Below are 17,124 nucleotides of genomic sequence, written 5' to 3'. Positions count from 1 at the left end.
TGTTAGAATTGGGGAACAATGAAAAACGCTGCAAAATGCTTATTCTCAAACAATCATTATTATGACCGCTCTCACTGGAAAATATACTCTTAGTCAATATTTTGAGCAGGAAATACAATCCCAAACTCGCCATGAATATTTTGATGGAAAAATTATTGCTATGACAGGAGGAACACCGACTCATAATCGCATTATTAGTAATTTATTAGTGGCTTTATATGCTGGCCTAAAGAATCAACCCTATGCCGTTTTTGTCACCGATCAGCGTTTATGGATACCTGAGCGTCAAATAGCGACCTATCCTGATATTATGGTGATGCCTGAACCTCTCACTTATCAAGAAGGACGCAAAGATACTTTAATTAATCCTGTTTTAATCGCTGAGGTTTTGTCTGCTTCAACGGCAAATTACGACAGAGAAGAAAAGTTTGCCGCTTATCGAACCATTTCAACTTTTCAGGAATATTTATTGATTTCTCAGGAAAGACTTTATATCGAACATTTTCAAAAGGAAGGCGCACCGCAAAGCGGATCTCTGCGAGATCGCTGGTTGTTTAGAACTTATGAATCTGATACGATAATTCATTTAAACTCTTTGCGGGTTGAGGTGGAGATAGCAGATATTTATAACAAGGTAATCTTTAGTTAAGGCTTTAAATTTGAAGCTTTTGTTATCATTAAACTAGACTAATCTTGATCAGGAGTTTATTTTATGATATACCCTCAAATTATTGAACTGGAACAAAAGTTACGAAATTTTTCGTTTGAAGATAAAAAATGGTTATTGGAGCAGTTACATCAACAATTAGGATTGAATAATCAAAAAACAACTAAACAGGTATTAATAGATAGTTGGAATGAAGCTTATAGTGATGGATTGGACGAATCATAAACTTTAATGTTAGAGGGAATACGGCATCATCAACGCCAATTATCTGAGTAAATATGACGATTTTTCAAAGTGATATTTATTGGATTGATTTAGGAGAACCACAAGGCTCTGAACCTGCTTATCTTTGTCCTTGTGTTGTGGTGCGAAATGATGCTCTGAATCAGTCACAAATTGGGACGGTTATTGTGTGTCCATTAACAACCAATTTGAGACGAGCAAAAGCTATTGGTAATGTTTTATTGAATGAGGGTGAAGGGAATTTACCTGAATCCAGTGTTTTTAATGTTTCACAGGTTTTTACGGTTGATAAACGTCTTTTAACAGAGTCTATCGGAAGACTTTCTCGGGAAAAAATCAAATTAATTATTCAGGGAATTAAGTTGGTTATTGAACCTCAAGAACTCGAATAATAGGGGTTATAAAAGGATTTAAAGAATCCATTTTCCCTTAGACTTGGCTAGTGGTGAACAAGCTACCGTAGCTCTGACCGCCCCTGCTAAGTAGTCATGCAAAATAAATTTTCTAGTGAAAACAGGCAAGAGGCAATAGGCAAGAGGCAAAAGCTTTATCGAAATGTGTAATTAATTTTGCTTAGGTACTTATCAATGGTTAAGTTCTAATCAAATAATTACGACGAAAAAGGTCGGGGTGAGCTAATGTTCGCCCCGACCTTTTTTGTACATTATGAAATGTTAAACAACCAAATTCGCTCGATAATTCCTGAATGTCATCGGCTAAGATACTTTTAACTCGGCCTTGACGATACGATGATCCGGGAATCCCGTGGCATCTTTAGAGCAATCAAAATGAACTATAGAAGAACTCGCCGACCAATTTTTGGCAGTTCCACCGACAAAAACAGCATCTAAGATACTGTTAAAATTTGGATTACATTGAGTGGATAGACAATTATTAGAAGCTAAACAATCCGGTTGAATCCACTTTAATATGTTGTCTTGATTTAGTTTATTGAAAGCCGTATTACCTCTTCGTTCATCGAGATCAAAATCGAAGTTAAAGTCTCCCACTATAATCGTCGGTAAACTTTGCTGATTGCTCCAATTTCTGACGAAATCAGCCTGTTGGTTTCTTCTTTCCTCTTCACGACGATTGAAATGGTTGACCATAAATAAAAATTCGGTTCCGTTCGCGAGAAGTTTAAATTTACCCACAAGCGGATTTCTTGACCCTCCAGAACCAGATAAATTATTGATAGAACCCACTAATTCTAACTGACTTTGATCGTAAGCGATCGCTAATCTATCTTGACCGCCCGTTTCTCCCAAGACTGAGGTAAAATTTGAACCCATGGCTTGAGTAAACTGATCGAGATCGTCCTGATTCATCACCTCTTCAAGACCCCAAAGAATGACCTCTGGATGCTTTGTAATTTCCTCGGCCACTTTATCGGGGGTGGTGTCTCTGGGGTTAAAGTTTGGTGATTCCACGTTATAGGTGGCTAATTTCAACCCGTTTATAGGACGAGGATTCGGAGGGGGGTTAACCGAATCTTCCAAAACTTGAGCGACATATTTTTCTATAATCCAACCTTGTTGGGAGGGAATTTGTACTTTTAGCCAATGCTTTTCATTATCGGTTGCGGTCACTGTGGCCGTCACACCATCGGGTAATCTTCCCTTTAAACTCGGAAAAGGATTTTCGTGCAAAGGAACACCTTGAGGATTTGTGGCTTTAAGCTGTACTTGCTGACCTACCTCTACATCTAAGGCGAGGGCTGGGTCGGCAAAGATAAAGCCTCCCCAAGCTATTATCAAGATGACAATGCCGAGCAGTCTTTTCATTGGTTTGACCTGTACTCTTTACTGTTCATCATCGTAAACGTTTAGGGGTGAAAACGGCATTCACAGGAAAGGAGATTCTGTCTTTGATTGAACGTTATTTTCGATTAGTTGTCCCGCACGTCTGTTACCGAGGGGAGAGGGAAGGGGAACCGAGGGGATAGGTTCGGCCACTCGATGCGGCGTATAGTATCGGAATAAAGGGTTGTGTTCTTATTATGTACTGAAAATTTAATTGTCTCTCAATTTTTCCAATAGTTGGGCGCAAGACAAATTCACCGGGGAAACAAGTAACCCGGTGCGTTTCGAGATGGGAAGTAGGGCATCTCTTTTCTGTCAGTCCGCGGTTAAGCTTCGCTGGTGCGGCGAATACCTTCGTCGAGAATGAAGAACTGAGGGTTAAGAGAAGCCAACGGCTCCCGCAGCTTTTCGATTTCGGAAGCGGGAGCGTGAACTTCTAGGCGAATAATCTTGGCGATTTTGAGAAGTTCGTCTAGCAGTTCCCCGACGTTTTGCAGGTGAGCAAGAACTGCAGAAGCATCGACGTAACCCTCGCGGCAATGAAGAATATTGCCGCTAAAGGAAAAAGCATAATGGATACAGCCCTCTTCGGTGCGGGTTCTCTCAATGAACTTGGGGCTGAGTTCCTTGAACGCAGCAATTTTTCCTTCTGGTACTTCAAAGTAGGGTACGAGGGTACAGCAAGTATCGATTTTGAACATTAGATTCTCCTTTTAGGTGTTACGGGGGGATATCCCGCGTTTGTGGTCTCTTCTGTCAGTCTTGAAAATTTTAACGAATTTACGTCGTTTCAGGCTAGGAGAAATCAAGGTTTCAACCCACTTTGACAAAAGAGAGATCATTCTCTCGATTCTTTTATAGTACATATGTAGGGCTGGCTGAATAAATCTAAAAACCTTGTTGGATAAGGCTTTTAGACTTTTTTTTCCTCAAAAAGTGCCGACCATTGGAGGGATCGGGGGTAAAATTCAGGTACTTTTTCCCTGAAAATTAGGTAACTGACTACCTCAAAATCGGTAAAACCCCACACCCCACACCTCACACCCCACACCCTGCCCCCACGAAAAACTTTTTCAGCAGACCCTATATAGTACATTTGCTCAAAAAATCGAAAAAGGGTTACAGGGTCCTCCCAGCACCGCACACCACTCGAAAACCGACGTAGAAGTTGCCGTAGTCGCGGCGGCTGAAGTAGTCGTCGCGGAAAGCGGATCGGCAGAAATTAGGATAGTCGTACCAATAACCGCCCCGCAGAGCTTTATATGTCTGATTTTGCTGTTTTTTGCTCTTTTTTATCCCCTCATAATTTTCGCACCAATCATCTTGACACCACTCCCAGACATTTCCGTGCATATCGTATAAACCAAAGTCGTTGGCGTAGAATTGCCCAACAGGGGTGGTTTTTTGGAGATTGTTATTATAGTTGGCTAAATCTGGGGTAAGAATTTCCCCAAAGTGATAGGGGGGGTAGGTTTCTCCTTTGTCGAGATTTAAGGGTTTGGTTTGCGCTCGACAAGCGTACTCCCACTCAGCTTCCGTTGGTAGCCTATATTTTCTTTTACTTAATTTGGAGAGCCTTTGGCAAAATTCTACAGCATCTAACCAAGATACCCTTTCAACGGGGTTTGTGCTGCCTTTAAACTGCGATAGATCTGGTTTTAAATCTTGCTCTACTTTTAAATCTTTTCTTTGGGCAATATATAACCACTGAGCTTGGGTAATGGGGTAGATACCCATCAAGAAGTTTTTCATGGTGAGGTTGTGTTGGGGCTTTTCACTGTTATTACTACTTTCTTATTCTGAAGAACCCATTGTAAAAGTTCCCGATGGTATTTTGACTAATTGTATGTCTAGGTCATCGGTGAGTTTTTGTCTATAGATTAAAATTCGTTTTTGGGTCTTTTGGATGATCGCATCCTCAATGATTATCGTCGTTATCGGGATTATAAAATTCGTCCCACACATTAGACTTCTTGCAAAAATCAAAAATTGTTGCTAGGGTTAGGAATCAGTAGCCAGGAGAATAGCGAGGAAAGAGAGTCTTGCTCCGTGCCATCCCAAATGAGGTTTGAGAGCTTGTTTCAGTGCGTTATACTGGTTTATATGGGTTTCGAGATTAGTGCTATTTCTCATAAAACCCTACTCCCGCCTACTTTTCAAGCTTTTTGTCCTGTACTTAGAGCTACATTATGCCAATTTCAATTAGCAGCCCCAATCAAAATAAAGGGCGACCAAAAATAAGGATGGCTTTTAATTTGACTCAGTTTGGCCTTTTGCATGGCTTCACTTTTAGTCATACCATTCTTGAGATTTTGATAAAATTGCGTCATAATTTCCGCACTGGTATTATCTTCAGCATTCCAAAGACTGGCTATTACTGATTTAGCGCCGGCTCTTTCTAAGACGTAAGCAAGTCCTGAAATTTCCTGACCGTCTGCGTTGGCTTCCTTGGCGGTTTGACAGGCACTCAGGGTGATTAATTCGGTATTTTTTAAGCCTAATAATGCGGCATCGGCGATGTTATATTGCTCTTTATTGGCGAAAAGAATAGTATTAGCTTGCATATCCAAATTAGGACAGCCAGCACGCTTAAAACAGCCATGAGTTCCGAGGTGGAGAATCGAGAAACGCGCCGCTTGAATTTTAAATGTGTCTAGGGTGGCTTTTTCACCGAGATATTTTTCACTTCCGGGAAAGGTTTTGCTGATAGTTTCTGCTTCTATTTCTGTGCCTTTAAGTTCTTCTTGGGTGGGTTTAGGGTTAGCAAATGCTAGACCTTGTAAAGGTTTTCTTTCGGTCGCGGGAGGAGTAGATGTGGAGATGCGAGTTAAATAATAAATCGGATATTTTTCTAGGAGAACTTGGTCATTTTTCTTATCGTAGAGAGTTTCAAAAGGAATATAGCGCAGTTGTCCGGTAGCGATGATGGCGATATTTTTCGGGGAACTGGTGGCGATTTGGGACTCGATGGGACGGATTAAAATCTCGTATAATTTACTACCGGTAACGAGGTAGTCGGCATTTTGATAGTCGGCTAATTGGTTGTGGTATTGACTGACAAGTTGATTAAAATCATCGCGTTTTGCATCACTTTGAATAACGATTAATTTTTCTCTAGTAACGAGAAATAGGGCGACTTTATCGCGGAGGAGAACGGGTTGAATAACGAGGGTATCAGGAGCGATATTTTTCTGGAGTTGGGCGATGTCGGTGGGTTTAGTTTCAAAAAGTTCAGCAATTTCTGGATATTTCTCTCCGATAGTTTCCGCATTTTTATAGACTTTTTCCTCGAATTGTCGGATCTGTTGTGCCAGTTCTTCAGAGAATTTATCCTGTAGTTGTCGGCGCATTCCTTCGAGTTGTTGATTGTCGGTGTTCCAGTTATCAAGTGCTTTTTGTGCATCGGGATCAGCAACTTTGGCATTAATCAGGCGATTGTAATCGGCGAGATCGGCGGTAGTGGCGAGGTTAAGCCATTGAAAGGCTTTTTCGGGTTGGTTTTGTTGGATTAGGACTTCGGCGAGGGTGATAACGGTTCTTTCGTTAGAGGCTAAAAAATCCTTGCGATCGTCGCGCAATAATCCCCCACGCATATCTAGATAAATGTTTAGAGATGCTTCTAGGTTTGTTATAGCTTCCGCGGGCTGTTTGTTATCTCGGTAAGCTACGCCAAGATTGTTGAGGCTGAGAGCTTCTCCAGCGCGATCGCCGATCTCGCGGGCGATAGTTAATTGCTGTTGAAGGTACTCGATCGCCTTTTCGTACTGTCCGAGGGAGGCGTAAGCGATTCCTAAATTGCCTAAAGAATTGGCTTCCCCTTCGCGATCTCCGATCTCGCGGGCGATAGTTAAATACTGTTGATGGTACTCGATCGCCTTTTGGTACTGTCCGAGGGAACTGTAAGCGATTCCTAAATTGCCTAAAGAATTGGCTTCCCCTTGGCGATCTCCGATTTCCTTGGCGATAGTTAAATACTGTTGATGGTACTCGATCGCCTTTTCGTATTGTCCGAGGGAACGGTAAGCGATTCCTAAATTGCCTAAAGAAGCGGCTTCTCCAGAGCGATCGCCGATCTCCCTCGCGATGGCTAAAGACTGTTGATGGTACTCGATGACTTTCTGATACTGTCCGAGGGATAGGTAAGCGGCTCCTAAATTGCCTAGAGAATAGGCTTCCCCCCGTCGGTCGCCTAACTCCCTCGCGATGGCTAAAGACTGTTGATAGTATCCGATCGCTTTTTGGTACTGTCCGAGGGATTGGTAAGCGTTTCCTAAATTGCCTAAAGAATTGGTTTCCCATTGGCGATCGCCGATCTCCCTCGCGATCACTAAGGACTGTCGAAGGTACTCGATCGCTTTCTGATACTGTCCTAGTGAGTTGTAAGTGTCGCCTAGATTGTTTAAAGAATTGGCTTCCCCAGAGCGATCGCCGATTTCCTTATCTATGGCTAAAGACTGTTGATGGTACTCGATCGCTTTTTGGTACTGTCCGAGGGAACGGTAAGCGAGTCCTAAACTACTTAAAGAAAGCGATTCCACCTGCCGATAGTCTAACTCCCTCGCGATGGCTAAAGACTGTTGATGGTACTCAATCGCTTTTTGGTACTGTCTGAGAGAGTCGTAAGTAAGTCCTAAAGCGCCTAAAGAAAGCATTTCCCCTTGGCGATTTTTGATTTCTCGATAAATCTGTAAGGCTTTTTCCCAAGATTGTAATGCTTCCCGAAATTGACTGGTTTGATATTGTTGAATACCTTGTTGTAAAAGCCTATCTGCTTCGGCTTTCCTCGCGTTTGTATTTTGCGCCATCACCGCAGGGATGAGAGGGGGTAGCTTGCTGTTAACAACTGGTAGGGTGACGGTAGCCACTAGGGAAAGAGTAAGTAATGCGTAAAATTTGGGATTCATAGTTATTTCCGCTATCAGTTATTAGTTAATACACCTCATCATGAGTTCCAATGTTAATCAAAACTATCCTATCTGTTTGAATTTTCTCGTCTTGTTCTAAATAGAAAATGATGCGGCAATCATAACTACTTCCCATCTACAAAAGGGTGATTCTTGACAATCCCATAAGCGTAGGCTGCTGCCAAAGAAGCCATGTCAGGAGGCGACTCAGAATAAGCCAGAAAATTTTGCGGTCGGGAAAGTGCGCTTTCTAGCAACCCCTCATCTCGAATACCCTCTAATCCACCATGCTCGGCTATTTGGCGGTGATGAATCGCGAGAGCTACCCCATCAGCTATCCAGATTAGCTGGTTCATGAGCCTAAGTTGCCAGCTTTCTCAAAATATTCCAGTCTTCGCGCATCACTTCCTCCACCACTTCCATTTGCTGGACAAATTCGGGGTCGTAGGGTGTAAGCTCAAAGCCATTCGGCGTTTCCAAGAGGTAGAGCATATCGCCTTTACTAAGGCGCAGCTTCTCCACCAACTCTTTCGGGAAAATCACCCCCATAGAGTTCCCTACCGTTGTGACTTTTAACTTAATCATCGTTTTTTGACTGAGTAAATATGTCAATTATAGCACCTCCCATATTTCCTGAATTTCTCACATCACTTAACAATTTAGTATTAACTTTCCGAACCATTGTCTAATCTCTTGTTTTTCACTCTCTTCCAACGGAAAATCAATATTTTTGAATTGTTCGACCGTTCTCTGTTTGACTCCTAAAATCTCAATCCCCACAATCCTATCCGTCTCATTGTAATCATAGACAATCCCCGGAGCTAGTTCCTCAGAATCAATAACCTTTCCGTCAAAACGACGAATATAAGCGGCATTAGCGGCTCGATCATAGTCTATTTTCATATAGCAACCGCCAAGGCAATAAAGATTATAATTACTATATGGTGACATCTTTAACCCCAGCCCAACTAGACAACCTCAACCGCTTTCAAAAACGCCTTCCCCGTCATGCTACCCCAATTCGGATCTATAATCTTCCCAACGGTGGCAAAGCATTTCAATCGGACGTTCCCGCCAAAAATATTTCCGGTTCCTATGCAACCTACGAAAAACAAATTGATGCGGAAGGAATCACTCTCTTTTACACCAAAACAACCTACGCCCCCAACGGTTCTATTGTTCACATCAAACAAAAATACCCATGAAAACTAGACAAGAATACCTCAACGCCCTAGTCAACTTTGACCAACCCTTATCAACTATCCTCCCTATCCTAAAAACCTTTCCTTGGGACAGTAGCGAAGCAATTATCACCCTAAAAAAAGAGCATCTGATCGATATTCTCGATCGCTATCTCAATAACGCTCTATCTGCCACCGACTTAGAAAACTGGGCTGATGCCATCGAATGCAGAGAAGATATCGCCTATGAAACAGATTACGAAGCTATCATTAATGACATCATTTTTTACCTCGCTAACCCGACCTTAAACTATCCACTATCACCAAAAACAATCGAACAATACATCAGCCAACTTTCCCATTTAAAGTCTTCCTTAATTTCCTAAAAAATAGGCTTCTTATTTGTGAATTTTAATGGGGGTTTACTTGAATCTCAATTTTGTCCGAGGGGTTAAATTTAATTTCCTCGACAACGTAGGAACTCTTACTCGCCACCCCCTCGATCCCTCTTATTTCTAGAGGATCTAGCGAGGTTAAAGTTACTTCCGCTTTTCCTTCATTAACATCAACAATTTTGAAATTCTGTAGGGGTTCCTGCCAGCGTTTTCTATTCTGTTGTTCGACACTACTTGGTCGTACTAACCCGTCTATACTAATGACAGAAGGTCGGGTTTCTCTGATAATAACCTTGCCTTGAAACTCTATCTGTTTGATCTCTTTCATTGCCACTTCTTTTGTTTTTGATTCTCTCCCTAAAGCGATCGTTTTTGCTTGGGAATCGAACTTGATTAATCTCCCAGATAGAGAAGTGCCATTTTTTAAAGATACATTTGTATCATCTGGTATGAATACGGGAATTTTCTTGACGGGAGATCGATCGCCGGTGGCTGGTAGATGATAGCCAGCAAGAGAGGCGATAAAAACTAGGCTAGTTGCGGTTATTATTGGGTAGAGTTTTTTCATCTTTACCTTGCCTGAATGATCGGGATTTAGTTGGTTCTGTTTTCGATCTTGGATGTGGTGGGTTAGGAGTAACAGTAACCCAACCTAGGGTTTTTTCTAGAGGGTTTTTTCCATATTTTAGCGTCGGGATTGTCAAAGGGGAAGCGTTTTATCTTCTCTTTATGTTAAAACTTATGAAGGTACTCCTTTATGCGGTAAGCGATAGAAATATGACTCTACAAGAGCTAATGCGGTGGGCGGAAAAATTATCCGCGATCGAGAAACGGCAACTGATCGAAAAAATTACCGCAGAAATGGCATCGGAATCGGCAGAAGTTAATCAACCCCGTCCCTCTTTATGGGGTATATGCGCCGATTTAGGACAGGCTCCCTCGGCTGAAGATATTGATAAAACCCGACGAGAAGCGTGGGGAGATTTTACGGCAGAGGATCTTTAAGTGTTAAAAGCAGTTTTAAGTAGGTAGGCGTTAAAAATTATCAGATACCCCCCTTATCAAGGGGGGCAGGGGGGATCGAACCTGAAATCCATTTTAAATTTAATTATAAACAGCTACTTAGATACTCATGCAGTTATCTGGTATCTTTACATCGAATTATTGCGGCAACCGCCCTATATTTAAACGTTCCCTTAATTAGCCGAGATCGAAAAATTCAATTATCAACGGTTAATACGATCTGGTAGCAACGAACTAATCAAATTCCTATTCCCCGAATATAATTGGATGCGGTGGGTTAGCGCTACTCGTAACCCAACCTGCGGTTTTTGTCAATATATTTTTACTTTCCGAAACCTTTGTTCGGGCGGTTTTGTTTGGCAATACGGAGGGCTTTTCCGGTTTTGCCATCCTGTAGTGCGATCCGCATCGATCGCTTTTTCTGGTAGGATTGAATATCCGCCGCTAACGGATGATTGTTATCGATCCGTAGATGGGTTAAAGAACATATAAGACTCGTTTGTTTTCCCAATTCATTTTTTAGGAAACAAATAATTCCCCCCTCGTCTCCCGTGTAGAAAATTTTATCGATCGAAAACTGGTGATCGGGTTTGTATCGCTCGCCTTTTGTTTCAGCTATTTTTAACGTTTCGGGAGTTGCACGCACGGGGATCGGTAAACTTGCTTCCATTTTCTCGATTAAAAAACTAACTTGTCGGGGATCGTCGATCGACATGGGTTATTCTCCTTGATAAAATACAAAGAACTGGCGATAGAACCCGGTCGATCGAGTAGGATAGCGATCGAAAACGCCAATCAGGGACATTTTGCCGTGAGCGCTCCGAATTCGCCCCCTCCCGGAACACAGATACTAGGAACTTTCGCCAGTCTTCTCGGTTTGCTGGGGATTTTTCTCTATTTTACGGGATGGATCTATCGGTGGGCCTATTTCGGCTGGTTTAGCCTTGAGATCAACCGTCTGGACTTGCCCTTGCGTTCCTTCCTTTTTGTGCCGATACAGGTCTTCTGTGGCGATTTCGGGGCGTTGCTGCGAACGTTTCTGGCACTGGTTGCCGTTGCCTTTGCGATTCAATTTACTCTCTGGATTTTGTCTCCCCTGCCATCCTATTCAATTGTCAGTCAATCTAAACGGAAATTTCATCAAATATTTCACCCCCTAGGTTTATTAGTCCGGGGAATTCCCGAAGCTCTCCGAAAAGATTTGATCGCTGTTATTTGGTTATTAATTATACTTTTTTGGTTAGCCCGAATTCAGGGATCGATCGATGCCCGTCGCGATGCAGTTAATGATAGTTCTACCTTACCAGTTATCACTTTAGTTTTACCGGAAAAACAGATAGCGATCGGTCGTAATCCAGAGGATGTTTTTACCGATCCTTCTCTCAAAGGTTATCGAATTATCGGTGAGACTAAATTACTCGAAGAGCTGCGGGGAAAAGAAACGAATGATAGTAAAGTTAATCCCCCGCGAGTCTGGCGTTTATTAATCCAAAATAACAATTGGACTTATGTTTTTCGCGGGTTATCCCCTCAGTCGGCAGAAAATGAACGTCCGGCGATTCTAGCCATTCGCGAGGATAAGGAAGGACAATTGATGATTCTCGCGCCGGATGTCCCAGAATCCAGGTGAAACTCAATCGGGGAAATTATCGAATTATCCTTGAACATCGAAGCTTACTGCTATAATTACTTACGGACAAAGATAATAAATAAAATTTATGGGCGACTTTTTTGATAACGTGAGCCGTTACCCCCGCTATCTGATTAGCTTTAGTTTAGGGATTTTCTGCGCCAGAGATTCACGCTAAATCCGTTGAGTATAGGCTACATATCAGGACAAGCAATAGGCAATAGACAAAAGGGGCAATAGATAATCAGTCTCTAATGACGAGATTTAGTATCACACCCCTTCTTGTCTCTGATCAAGGGTTTTAGCTGCTTTATTTTAGCCTGATCGGATTAGCTTTTCCTGCGTTTTTTTCGGCTTGAGATTTTGAGTTTTAGGGTAACTTCTTGAGTGTTTTTTGAATTACCCCTTGACAATCAAAACAGTCGCTACGAGGCGATGGGATCAAACTTAATAAACAATTAGCAAGTATAAGCATTTGATGTCCCTGTTGCTGATGCACCAGTCACCACATCAACTGCGCGAATTACAGCAGGATTAACTTGATTTGGCCAACAGTTGGCCTGGAAGAAATTAGTTTTTTCCGAAAACTGTCCCTGTGCATCTGCAAGATCTCCTGTCAGATCGAATGGATTCTTTTGATTGACTAGATTCTCAACATAGAACTTGACTCTTCCACCAGGGGTAAAACCTTTACCGCTAACCCTTATGGCTCCACCAGTTTGATTCTTTGTAGTAAAAACAACGATTGATGGACTCACTGGTTTATCCAATAATTCCCAACCCTTCCAGGGGGGTACGCCATCCCACCACTTGTGCCAAACCCCATCATCCATGCCACGGGCAAAAACATCAAGCCTGTTAGTCCCCCAAGAAACAACTGTAGGAGGTCCTTGGATTTTGCCCCCCAGTGATTGCCATCCACTCCAACTGCCAGGACTTCCATTGCCATAATTATGATGCACAGCCCCCTCTTTTTGTCCGCGTATAAATACGTCTAGCCGGCCTTTGGACCATGCAACCGCAGCAGGAGGGTCAGATGTACCCAGTCTATTGGTGTTAATCGGACCACCTACATCATACCAATCTAATTGTGATGGTTTCCAGGGAAATACTCCATCCCATGACTTGTGTTTAATGCTACCATCCCAGGACCGGACAAAAATATCAATCCTGTCAGCCCCCCAAGAAACAACCGTTGGCGCTCCTTTTAACGGTGAGCCACCTAGTGTTTCCCATCCGCTCCAGTTATTAGGATTGCCATTTCCATAGTTGTGATACACATTCCCGTCTAAACCGAGTACGAAAATGTCTAAACGACCTTTAGACCATGTTACTGCGGCAGGAGGCTCAGATGTTCCACCCCCCAGAGGTTGCCAATCTAATTGTGAGGGTTTCCACCCCTTCCCATCCCACCACTTGTGGTAAATACCATTATCCGTGCCACGAGCAAAAATATCGATTCGATTAGTTCCCCAAGAAACAACTGTAGGAGAACCTAGAATCTGACCACCCAGTAGTTCCCATCCTGCTAAAGGTTTATCGTTGTTACTTCCATAATTGTGATACAGAGCGCCATCGACACCGCGGGCAAAAATATCAAGTCGATTGCTAGACCATGCCACTGCCACTGGGTAATCCGTAATCCCCCCCCCAAGCGGCTGCCAATCAAAGTCAGATGGTTTCCACCCGGCTTTGTTGTCGAACCACTTTCGATAAACACGACCATCCACACCACGAGCAAAACAGTTCAACCAAATAGGGTTTTTTACTATTGGTTCTGCCTGTCCAAACAAGCTTTTGTATTTTGTGACAATTGGATAGGGAATTGTGGCAATTTTTAACATAGGACATTTATGAATTTAGGAAATAAGTGTGGTTCTTCGTTACTTGGTATGGTTCGATATGAGGGCATAAATCGACTAAATCCTTATCTGGTAAAAGACTTAATTGATTAGTTCGCTCTAGATCGAAAATAATTGACAAAAATCGCTAAATGCCTTTCTATATAAGTGTTCCAGCCCTTATAACCCCCGTCCATTGCATAACACAAACCGAAGAGCCATAAGTGTTTAATTTTAAATGTTCCTGCGAACTTATTATCGAGCTTACTGTTCGACGAGTATAACTGTAATCCTAGACGGATTTTTTCCAGACAACATCCTTTTTAAGATTTTCTTAAAAATTAGAATTTATCCATCTAATCACCCTCTACCCCAGCACCGCATTCTTAGTCGTTGCTGAATTAAGGTATTAAGGTATCAATGCCAACCTTGCACCCATTCAAAAGTTAGTTTGGCTCTAAGTTTTAAAAATCCCTTATTAGTCGGGGAAATTCCTGACTCTCTCCACAAAGATTTGATATTCGATCGCTGTCATCCGGCTATTAATTATCCTCTTTTGGTTAGCCCAAATTCAGGGATCGATCGATGCCCGTTGCAAGCTTGAATGTACCCTTAACTGTATCTAGAGTGGAGCGATTCTGTATTTTTCTCCAGCCAGATAGTTATACCACTAAATAGTACAAAAGTCTAGGGATTCTGTTAAGTCCCTTGAATCGAGCGGCGTGGCAGCATCGAAGCTTACTGCTATAATTACTTACGGACAAAGATAATAAATAAAATTTATGGGCGACTTTTTTGATAACGTGAGCCGTTACCCCCGCTATCTGATTAGCTTTAGTTTAGGGATTTTCTTCGCCTTTTTCGGCTGGTTGGCCCCTTTATTAAAAAATCCCCTCACAGCGATCGCACTTGTGGGCTTTCTGGGGGGAACTTTCGCCTTTCTTTATTTCACCCTCAAAGCCATGCTCGGATTAGCTTGATACAATGGTAAGGGTTTCGCTGTTTTTAGGGGACGAAGAATTATGGCTAACGACCGTCGAGTATCTCGCGTGTCCTCGCTAATTAAGCGCGAGGTCAGCCAAATGTTATTAATGGAAATTAAAGATGATCGCGTCGGTGCCGGTATGGTTAGCGTTACCGATGTAGATCTCTCCCACGACCTACAACACGCTAGGATTTTTGTGTCTATCTACGGCAACAAAGATGCAAAGGCCGAAACCATGGCCGGGTTAAAAGCTGCTGCGGGATTCGTCCGACGTGAACTCGGTCAACGCATCCGTCTCAGACGTACCCCCGAAGTGGTCTTCCTAGAAGATTCTTCCCTCGAACGCGGCGATCGAATGTTACATCTTCTTGATCATATTAAAAGCGATCGACCCCCAGAAGATGACGATTCCGCTATCAGTGACCAGTGACCAGTAGAGGATAACTAAATTTAGGCAAAACTGGGAACTTAAAACTTAAACCTGATAAATTTCCAGAAACTAAAACCTAATTGGTTAGGCTAAAATCTCTGATGTGCTTAGTTTCTAAATTTCTTTTTAGCTAGGAGAATTGCCAGATTCTGCCTTTTGCCTCTTGCCTCTTGCCTTCAGAAGCTGATAACTGATAACTGATAACTGATAACTGAATAGTGAGCGATCGCATTTTATCCCTAAAAGAACGTATTGGTCAGATGATAGTAGTCCGCGCTTCCGGCTATCTCTTTGACCAACAAATCCGCTATCCTGCTTGGGAACCTGTCAACGGTACCCTAAAACATTGGTTAGAAACCCTCCACCTCGGTGGGGTGATTCTATTGGGAGGTAGCGCCGCCGAAATCGCTTTCCGTAGCCAACAATTACAAAGTTGGTCTGGCGATAATCCTCTCCTCATCGCCGCCGATATCGAGGAGGGGGTCGGCCAAAGGTTTTCCGGCGCTACTTGGTTTCCCCCCCCGATGGCCTTAGGAAAAATAGCCGAAAAAAGCTTGACAAAAGCCACAGAATATGCTATGGAAATGGGAGCAATTACCGCTAAGGAAGCACTAGCGATCGGGATTAACTGGATTTTAGCCCCAATTGTTGATGTGAACAATAATCCCGACAATCCGGTTATCAATATTCGTTCCTTCGCTGAAACTCCCGAAATCGTCGCTAATCTAGCTCAAGCTTTTATTTTAGGGGCCGATTCCTATCCAGTTTTGACCACGGCCAAACATTTTCCCGGCCACGGTGACACCAGCAATGACTCCCATCTCGATCTTCCCATCATCAACCACGATCATGATCGCCTAGAAGCGATCGAATTGCCGCCCTTTCAAGCAGCGATCGAGTCGGGGGTTGATAGTATTATGTCAGCCCATCTGTTAATTCCCGCTTGGGATGCCGAATTTCCCGCTACTCTTTCCTCGAAAATTCTCGGGGAAAAACTGCGCCAAAATCTCGGTTTTCAGGGTTTAATCGTCACCGATGCCCTGATTATGGGAGGAGTAACCAAAATTGCCAGCGCTGCCGCCATAGCAGTGAGGGCGGTACAGGCGGGGGCCGATATACTGTTAATGCCTCCCGATCCGATCGAAGCGATCGAAGCGGTGTATAGTGCCGTGCAAGCGGGTACAATTAGCGAAGCCAGAATTAATGATTCTTGGCAACGTATTCAACGGGCAAAAGAGAAATTAGGACAAAGACAGCCAACCTTAGAATCCTTAAGCAGTTTAGCGGCACCGGAAGCTCTAGAGATTGTCAGCGATATTTTAAAAGATTCCCAAACAGTTAGCGGTAATTTACCGATTAAAGCCACTCAAGGCCGCAATTTAATCATTATCGATGATTTACTCAACTGTGACTTTCTCGATCGCTCTTGTCCGGCGGTGACAATGCCCCGACAATGGGGTTATCAAACGCAAATAATCGACCGTAGCACCTTTAATCAGTCCCTTGTCTCCCCAGAAACGACTCTCCTACAAGTATTCATCCGTGGTAATCCTTTTCGGGGTAGTGCTGGATTAGGGGAGGAAACGAAAGCTATCTATCAAGCTTTGCTGAAAACTGGACAGATTCAAGCATTGATTATTTATGGCAGTCCCTACGTTTTCCAGTGGTTTCGTCAACAAAGCGGAGAAATTCCCTATCTTTTCAGCTACGGACAACAACCAAGCGCCCAAAAAATCGCCCTAGAAACTATTTTTGATTGGCCAACTAGCGGCGAAAATCAGACCGATACTTTCGTTTAAGTAGTCGTGAAAAATTAATTTCCTAGTCAAGATAGGCAAAAGGCAGAAGGCAAGAGGTGGTTAGATATGTGTAATTAATCTTGCGGTAGTGATCCGATAGTAGTGGTGAGCTATCTTGCTTATCTAGCCTGAGTTGTGTAGAATATTGACTAATAAAAATAATTACCTGACAAATGTCAAGAATTTGCTTTTTATGATTGCTGTTTTTATCAATATCTTCTCTT

21 protein-coding genes and 3 pseudogenes are annotated in these 17,124 nt (G+C 42.8%); 11 read left to right on the top strand and 13 right to left on the bottom strand.

The window, feature by feature from the left end; all coding sequences use genetic code 11:
* Window positions 1–61: 61 nt before the first annotated feature.
* From IM485_RS20090 to IM485_RS20080, 3 genes are all read left to right on the top strand, one after another.
* On the top strand, window positions 62–649 hold the full coding sequence (locus IM485_RS20090; RefSeq protein WP_287745195.1) for a Uma2 family endonuclease: 588 nt from the start codon (window positions 62–64) through the stop codon (window positions 647–649).
* Window positions 650–712: 63 nt separating this feature from the next.
* Window positions 713–892: a hypothetical protein gene (locus IM485_RS20085; protein WP_104395870.1), complete on the top strand. Its 180-nt coding sequence runs from the start codon at window positions 713–715 to the stop codon at window positions 890–892.
* Window positions 893–945: 53 nt separating this feature from the next.
* Window positions 946–1,302 (top strand): type II toxin-antitoxin system PemK/MazF family toxin, encoded by a 357-nt coding sequence (locus IM485_RS20080; RefSeq protein WP_287745193.1) that lies wholly within the window; start codon window positions 946–948, stop codon window positions 1,300–1,302.
* A gap of 324 nt (window positions 1,303–1,626) precedes the next feature.
* On the opposite strand, the gene IM485_RS20075 is transcribed toward IM485_RS20080, so the two are convergent.
* The 9 genes and pseudogenes from IM485_RS20075 to IM485_RS20035 all read right to left on the bottom strand — a co-directional run bounded on the left by IM485_RS20075 (window position 1,627) and on the right by IM485_RS20035 (window position 8,519).
* On the bottom strand, window positions 1,627–2,694 hold the full coding sequence (locus IM485_RS20075; RefSeq protein ID WP_287745191.1) for an endonuclease/exonuclease/phosphatase family protein: 1,068 nt from the start codon (window positions 2,692–2,694) through the stop codon (window positions 1,627–1,629).
* 344 nt (window positions 2,695–3,038) lie between these two features.
* Window positions 3,039–3,413 carry a putative quinol monooxygenase gene (locus tag IM485_RS20070; RefSeq protein WP_104395873.1) on the bottom strand — a complete coding sequence of 125 codons (375 nt, stop codon included), beginning with the start codon at window positions 3,411–3,413 and terminating at the stop codon, window positions 3,039–3,041.
* 212 nt (window positions 3,414–3,625) lie between these two features.
* Complete coding sequence (locus tag IM485_RS20065) at window positions 3,626–3,808, bottom strand: hypothetical protein (RefSeq protein ID WP_104395874.1); 183 nt, start codon at window positions 3,806–3,808, stop codon at window positions 3,626–3,628.
* A 23-nt stretch (window positions 3,809–3,831) separates the two neighbouring features.
* Window positions 3,832–4,482: pseudogene (locus tag IM485_RS20060) on the bottom strand (formylglycine-generating enzyme family protein); the annotation flags it as partial.
* Between the two features lie 231 nt (window positions 4,483–4,713).
* The gene (locus IM485_RS20055; RefSeq protein WP_272948715.1) at window positions 4,714–4,845 is read right to left on the bottom strand and encodes a hypothetical protein; all 132 of its coding nucleotides are present in this window, start codon (window positions 4,843–4,845) and stop codon (window positions 4,714–4,716) included.
* A 65-nt stretch (window positions 4,846–4,910) separates the two neighbouring features.
* Window positions 4,911–7,616 carry a CHAT domain-containing protein gene (locus IM485_RS20050; protein WP_287745188.1) on the bottom strand — a complete coding sequence of 902 codons (2,706 nt, stop codon included), beginning with the start codon at window positions 7,614–7,616 and terminating at the stop codon, window positions 4,911–4,913.
* 125 nt (window positions 7,617–7,741) lie between these two features.
* Window positions 7,742–7,972, bottom strand: a complete 231-nt coding sequence (locus IM485_RS20045; protein WP_238141869.1) for a type II toxin-antitoxin system death-on-curing family toxin — start codon at window positions 7,970–7,972, stop codon at window positions 7,742–7,744.
* A 4-nt stretch (window positions 7,973–7,976) separates the two neighbouring features.
* Window positions 7,977–8,201, bottom strand: coding sequence for an AbrB/MazE/SpoVT family DNA-binding domain-containing protein (locus IM485_RS20040; RefSeq protein ID WP_287745197.1), 225 nt, complete (start codon window positions 8,199–8,201; stop codon window positions 7,977–7,979).
* Window positions 8,202–8,267: 66 nt separating this feature from the next.
* Window positions 8,268–8,519, bottom strand: coding sequence for a DUF2283 domain-containing protein (locus tag IM485_RS20035; protein WP_287745186.1), 252 nt, complete (start codon window positions 8,517–8,519; stop codon window positions 8,268–8,270).
* 38 nt (window positions 8,520–8,557) lie between these two features.
* On the opposite strand from IM485_RS20035, the gene IM485_RS20030 reads away from it, so the two are divergent.
* A complete protein-coding gene (locus IM485_RS20030; RefSeq protein WP_004162140.1) occupies window positions 8,558–8,821 on the top strand; it encodes a hypothetical protein in 264 nt (87 codons plus the stop codon).
* A complete protein-coding gene (locus tag IM485_RS20025; RefSeq protein ID WP_149989269.1) occupies window positions 8,818–9,183 on the top strand; it encodes a hypothetical protein in 366 nt (121 codons plus the stop codon). Before IM485_RS20030 ends, IM485_RS20025 begins: the two co-directional genes overlap by 4 nt.
* A 25-nt stretch (window positions 9,184–9,208) precedes the next feature.
* Here the strand turns inward: IM485_RS20025 and IM485_RS20020 are convergent, their stop codons facing one another.
* On the bottom strand, window positions 9,209–9,760 hold the full coding sequence (locus IM485_RS20020; protein WP_287745184.1) for a hypothetical protein: 552 nt from the start codon (window positions 9,758–9,760) through the stop codon (window positions 9,209–9,211).
* Between the two features lie 173 nt (window positions 9,761–9,933).
* Between IM485_RS20020 and IM485_RS20015 the strand changes: the two genes are divergently transcribed.
* The gene (locus IM485_RS20015; protein ID WP_002771281.1) at window positions 9,934–10,197 is read left to right on the top strand and encodes a hypothetical protein; all 264 of its coding nucleotides are present in this window, start codon (window positions 9,934–9,936) and stop codon (window positions 10,195–10,197) included.
* Between the two features lie 340 nt (window positions 10,198–10,537).
* On the opposite strand, the gene IM485_RS20010 is transcribed toward IM485_RS20015, so the two are convergent.
* A complete protein-coding gene (locus IM485_RS20010; protein ID WP_272103495.1) occupies window positions 10,538–10,930 on the bottom strand; it encodes a hypothetical protein in 393 nt (130 codons plus the stop codon).
* A gap of 12 nt (window positions 10,931–10,942) precedes the next feature.
* Between IM485_RS20010 and IM485_RS20005 the strand changes: the two genes are divergently transcribed.
* On the top strand, window positions 10,943–11,845 hold the full coding sequence (locus IM485_RS20005; RefSeq protein WP_104395879.1) for a hypothetical protein: 903 nt from the start codon (window positions 10,943–10,945) through the stop codon (window positions 11,843–11,845).
* 88 nt (window positions 11,846–11,933) lie between these two features.
* A pseudogene (locus IM485_RS20000) lies at window positions 11,934–12,008 on the top strand (DUF751 domain-containing protein); the annotation flags it as partial.
* Window positions 12,009–12,303: 295 nt separating this feature from the next.
* Here IM485_RS20000 and IM485_RS19995 read toward each other — a convergent pair.
* Window positions 12,304–13,689, bottom strand: coding sequence for a PLL family lectin (locus IM485_RS19995; protein WP_287745180.1), 1,386 nt, complete (start codon window positions 13,687–13,689; stop codon window positions 12,304–12,306).
* A gap of 779 nt (window positions 13,690–14,468) precedes the next feature.
* Here IM485_RS19995 and IM485_RS19990 point away from each other — a divergent pair.
* The 3 genes from IM485_RS19990 to IM485_RS19980 all read left to right on the top strand — a co-directional run bounded on the left by IM485_RS19990 (window position 14,469) and on the right by IM485_RS19980 (window position 16,900).
* Window positions 14,469–14,666: a DUF751 family protein gene (locus IM485_RS19990; protein WP_002737592.1), complete on the top strand. Its 198-nt coding sequence runs from the start codon at window positions 14,469–14,471 to the stop codon at window positions 14,664–14,666.
* A gap of 42 nt (window positions 14,667–14,708) precedes the next feature.
* Window positions 14,709–15,101, top strand: coding sequence for a 30S ribosome-binding factor RbfA (gene rbfA / locus IM485_RS19985; RefSeq protein ID WP_002751761.1), 393 nt, complete (start codon window positions 14,709–14,711; stop codon window positions 15,099–15,101).
* A 218-nt stretch (window positions 15,102–15,319) separates the two neighbouring features.
* A complete protein-coding gene (locus tag IM485_RS19980) occupies window positions 15,320–16,900 on the top strand; it encodes a glycoside hydrolase family 3 N-terminal domain-containing protein (protein ID WP_287745178.1) in 1,581 nt (526 codons plus the stop codon).
* A gap of 22 nt (window positions 16,901–16,922) precedes the next feature.
* On the opposite strand, the pseudogene IM485_RS19975 reads toward IM485_RS19980, so the two are convergent.
* Window positions 16,923–17,124, bottom strand: a pseudogene (locus IM485_RS19975) (hypothetical protein); the annotation flags it as partial.

Source organism: Microcystis sp. M169S2 (assembly GCF_020245865.1).
Taxonomy (GTDB): Bacteria; Cyanobacteriota; Cyanobacteriia; order Cyanobacteriales; family Microcystaceae; genus Microcystis; species Microcystis ichthyoblabe_A.
The sequence above is the reverse complement of the archived record's forward strand: the minus strand, read 5'-3'. Positions and strand labels throughout refer to the sequence as shown.

Bases quoted from the DNA above. Each gene is read 5' to 3' on its own strand.
- IM485_RS20090 (WP_287745195.1), top strand. From the start codon at position 62: ATGACCGCTCTCACTGGAAAATATACTCTTAGTCAATATTTTGAGCAG.
- IM485_RS20085 (WP_104395870.1), top strand. From the start codon at position 713: ATGATATACCCTCAAATTATTGAACTGGAACAAAAGTTACGAAATTTT.
- IM485_RS20080 (WP_287745193.1), top strand. From the start codon at position 946: ATGACGATTTTTCAAAGTGATATTTATTGGATTGATTTAGGAGAACCA.
- IM485_RS20075 (WP_287745191.1), bottom strand. From the start codon at position 2,694: ATGAAAAGACTGCTCGGCATTGTCATCTTGATAATAGCTTGGGGAGGC.
- IM485_RS20070 (WP_104395873.1), bottom strand. From the start codon at position 3,413: ATGTTCAAAATCGATACTTGCTGTACCCTCGTACCCTACTTTGAAGTA.
- IM485_RS20065 (WP_104395874.1), bottom strand. From the start codon at position 3,808: ATGTACTATATAGGGTCTGCTGAAAAAGTTTTTCGTGGGGGCAGGGTG.
- IM485_RS20055 (WP_272948715.1), bottom strand. From the start codon at position 4,845: ATGAGAAATAGCACTAATCTCGAAACCCATATAAACCAGTATAACGCA.
- IM485_RS20050 (WP_287745188.1), bottom strand. From the start codon at position 7,616: ATGAATCCCAAATTTTACGCATTACTTACTCTTTCCCTAGTGGCTACC.
- IM485_RS20045 (WP_238141869.1), bottom strand. From the start codon at position 7,972: ATGAACCAGCTAATCTGGATAGCTGATGGGGTAGCTCTCGCGATTCAT.
- IM485_RS20040 (WP_287745197.1), bottom strand. From the start codon at position 8,201: ATGATTAAGTTAAAAGTCACAACGGTAGGGAACTCTATGGGGGTGATT.
- IM485_RS20035 (WP_287745186.1), bottom strand. From the start codon at position 8,519: ATGAAAATAGACTATGATCGAGCCGCTAATGCCGCTTATATTCGTCGT.
- IM485_RS20030 (WP_004162140.1), top strand. From the start codon at position 8,558: ATGGTGACATCTTTAACCCCAGCCCAACTAGACAACCTCAACCGCTTT.
- IM485_RS20025 (WP_149989269.1), top strand. From the start codon at position 8,818: ATGAAAACTAGACAAGAATACCTCAACGCCCTAGTCAACTTTGACCAA.
- IM485_RS20020 (WP_287745184.1), bottom strand. From the start codon at position 9,760: ATGAAAAAACTCTACCCAATAATAACCGCAACTAGCCTAGTTTTTATC.
- IM485_RS20015 (WP_002771281.1), top strand. From the start codon at position 9,934: ATGAAGGTACTCCTTTATGCGGTAAGCGATAGAAATATGACTCTACAA.
- IM485_RS20010 (WP_272103495.1), bottom strand. From the start codon at position 10,930: ATGTCGATCGACGATCCCCGACAAGTTAGTTTTTTAATCGAGAAAATG.
- IM485_RS19995 (WP_287745180.1), bottom strand. From the start codon at position 13,689: ATGTTAAAAATTGCCACAATTCCCTATCCAATTGTCACAAAATACAAA.
- IM485_RS19990 (WP_002737592.1), top strand. From the start codon at position 14,469: ATGGGCGACTTTTTTGATAACGTGAGCCGTTACCCCCGCTATCTGATT.
- rbfA (WP_002751761.1), top strand. From the start codon at position 14,709: ATGGCTAACGACCGTCGAGTATCTCGCGTGTCCTCGCTAATTAAGCGC.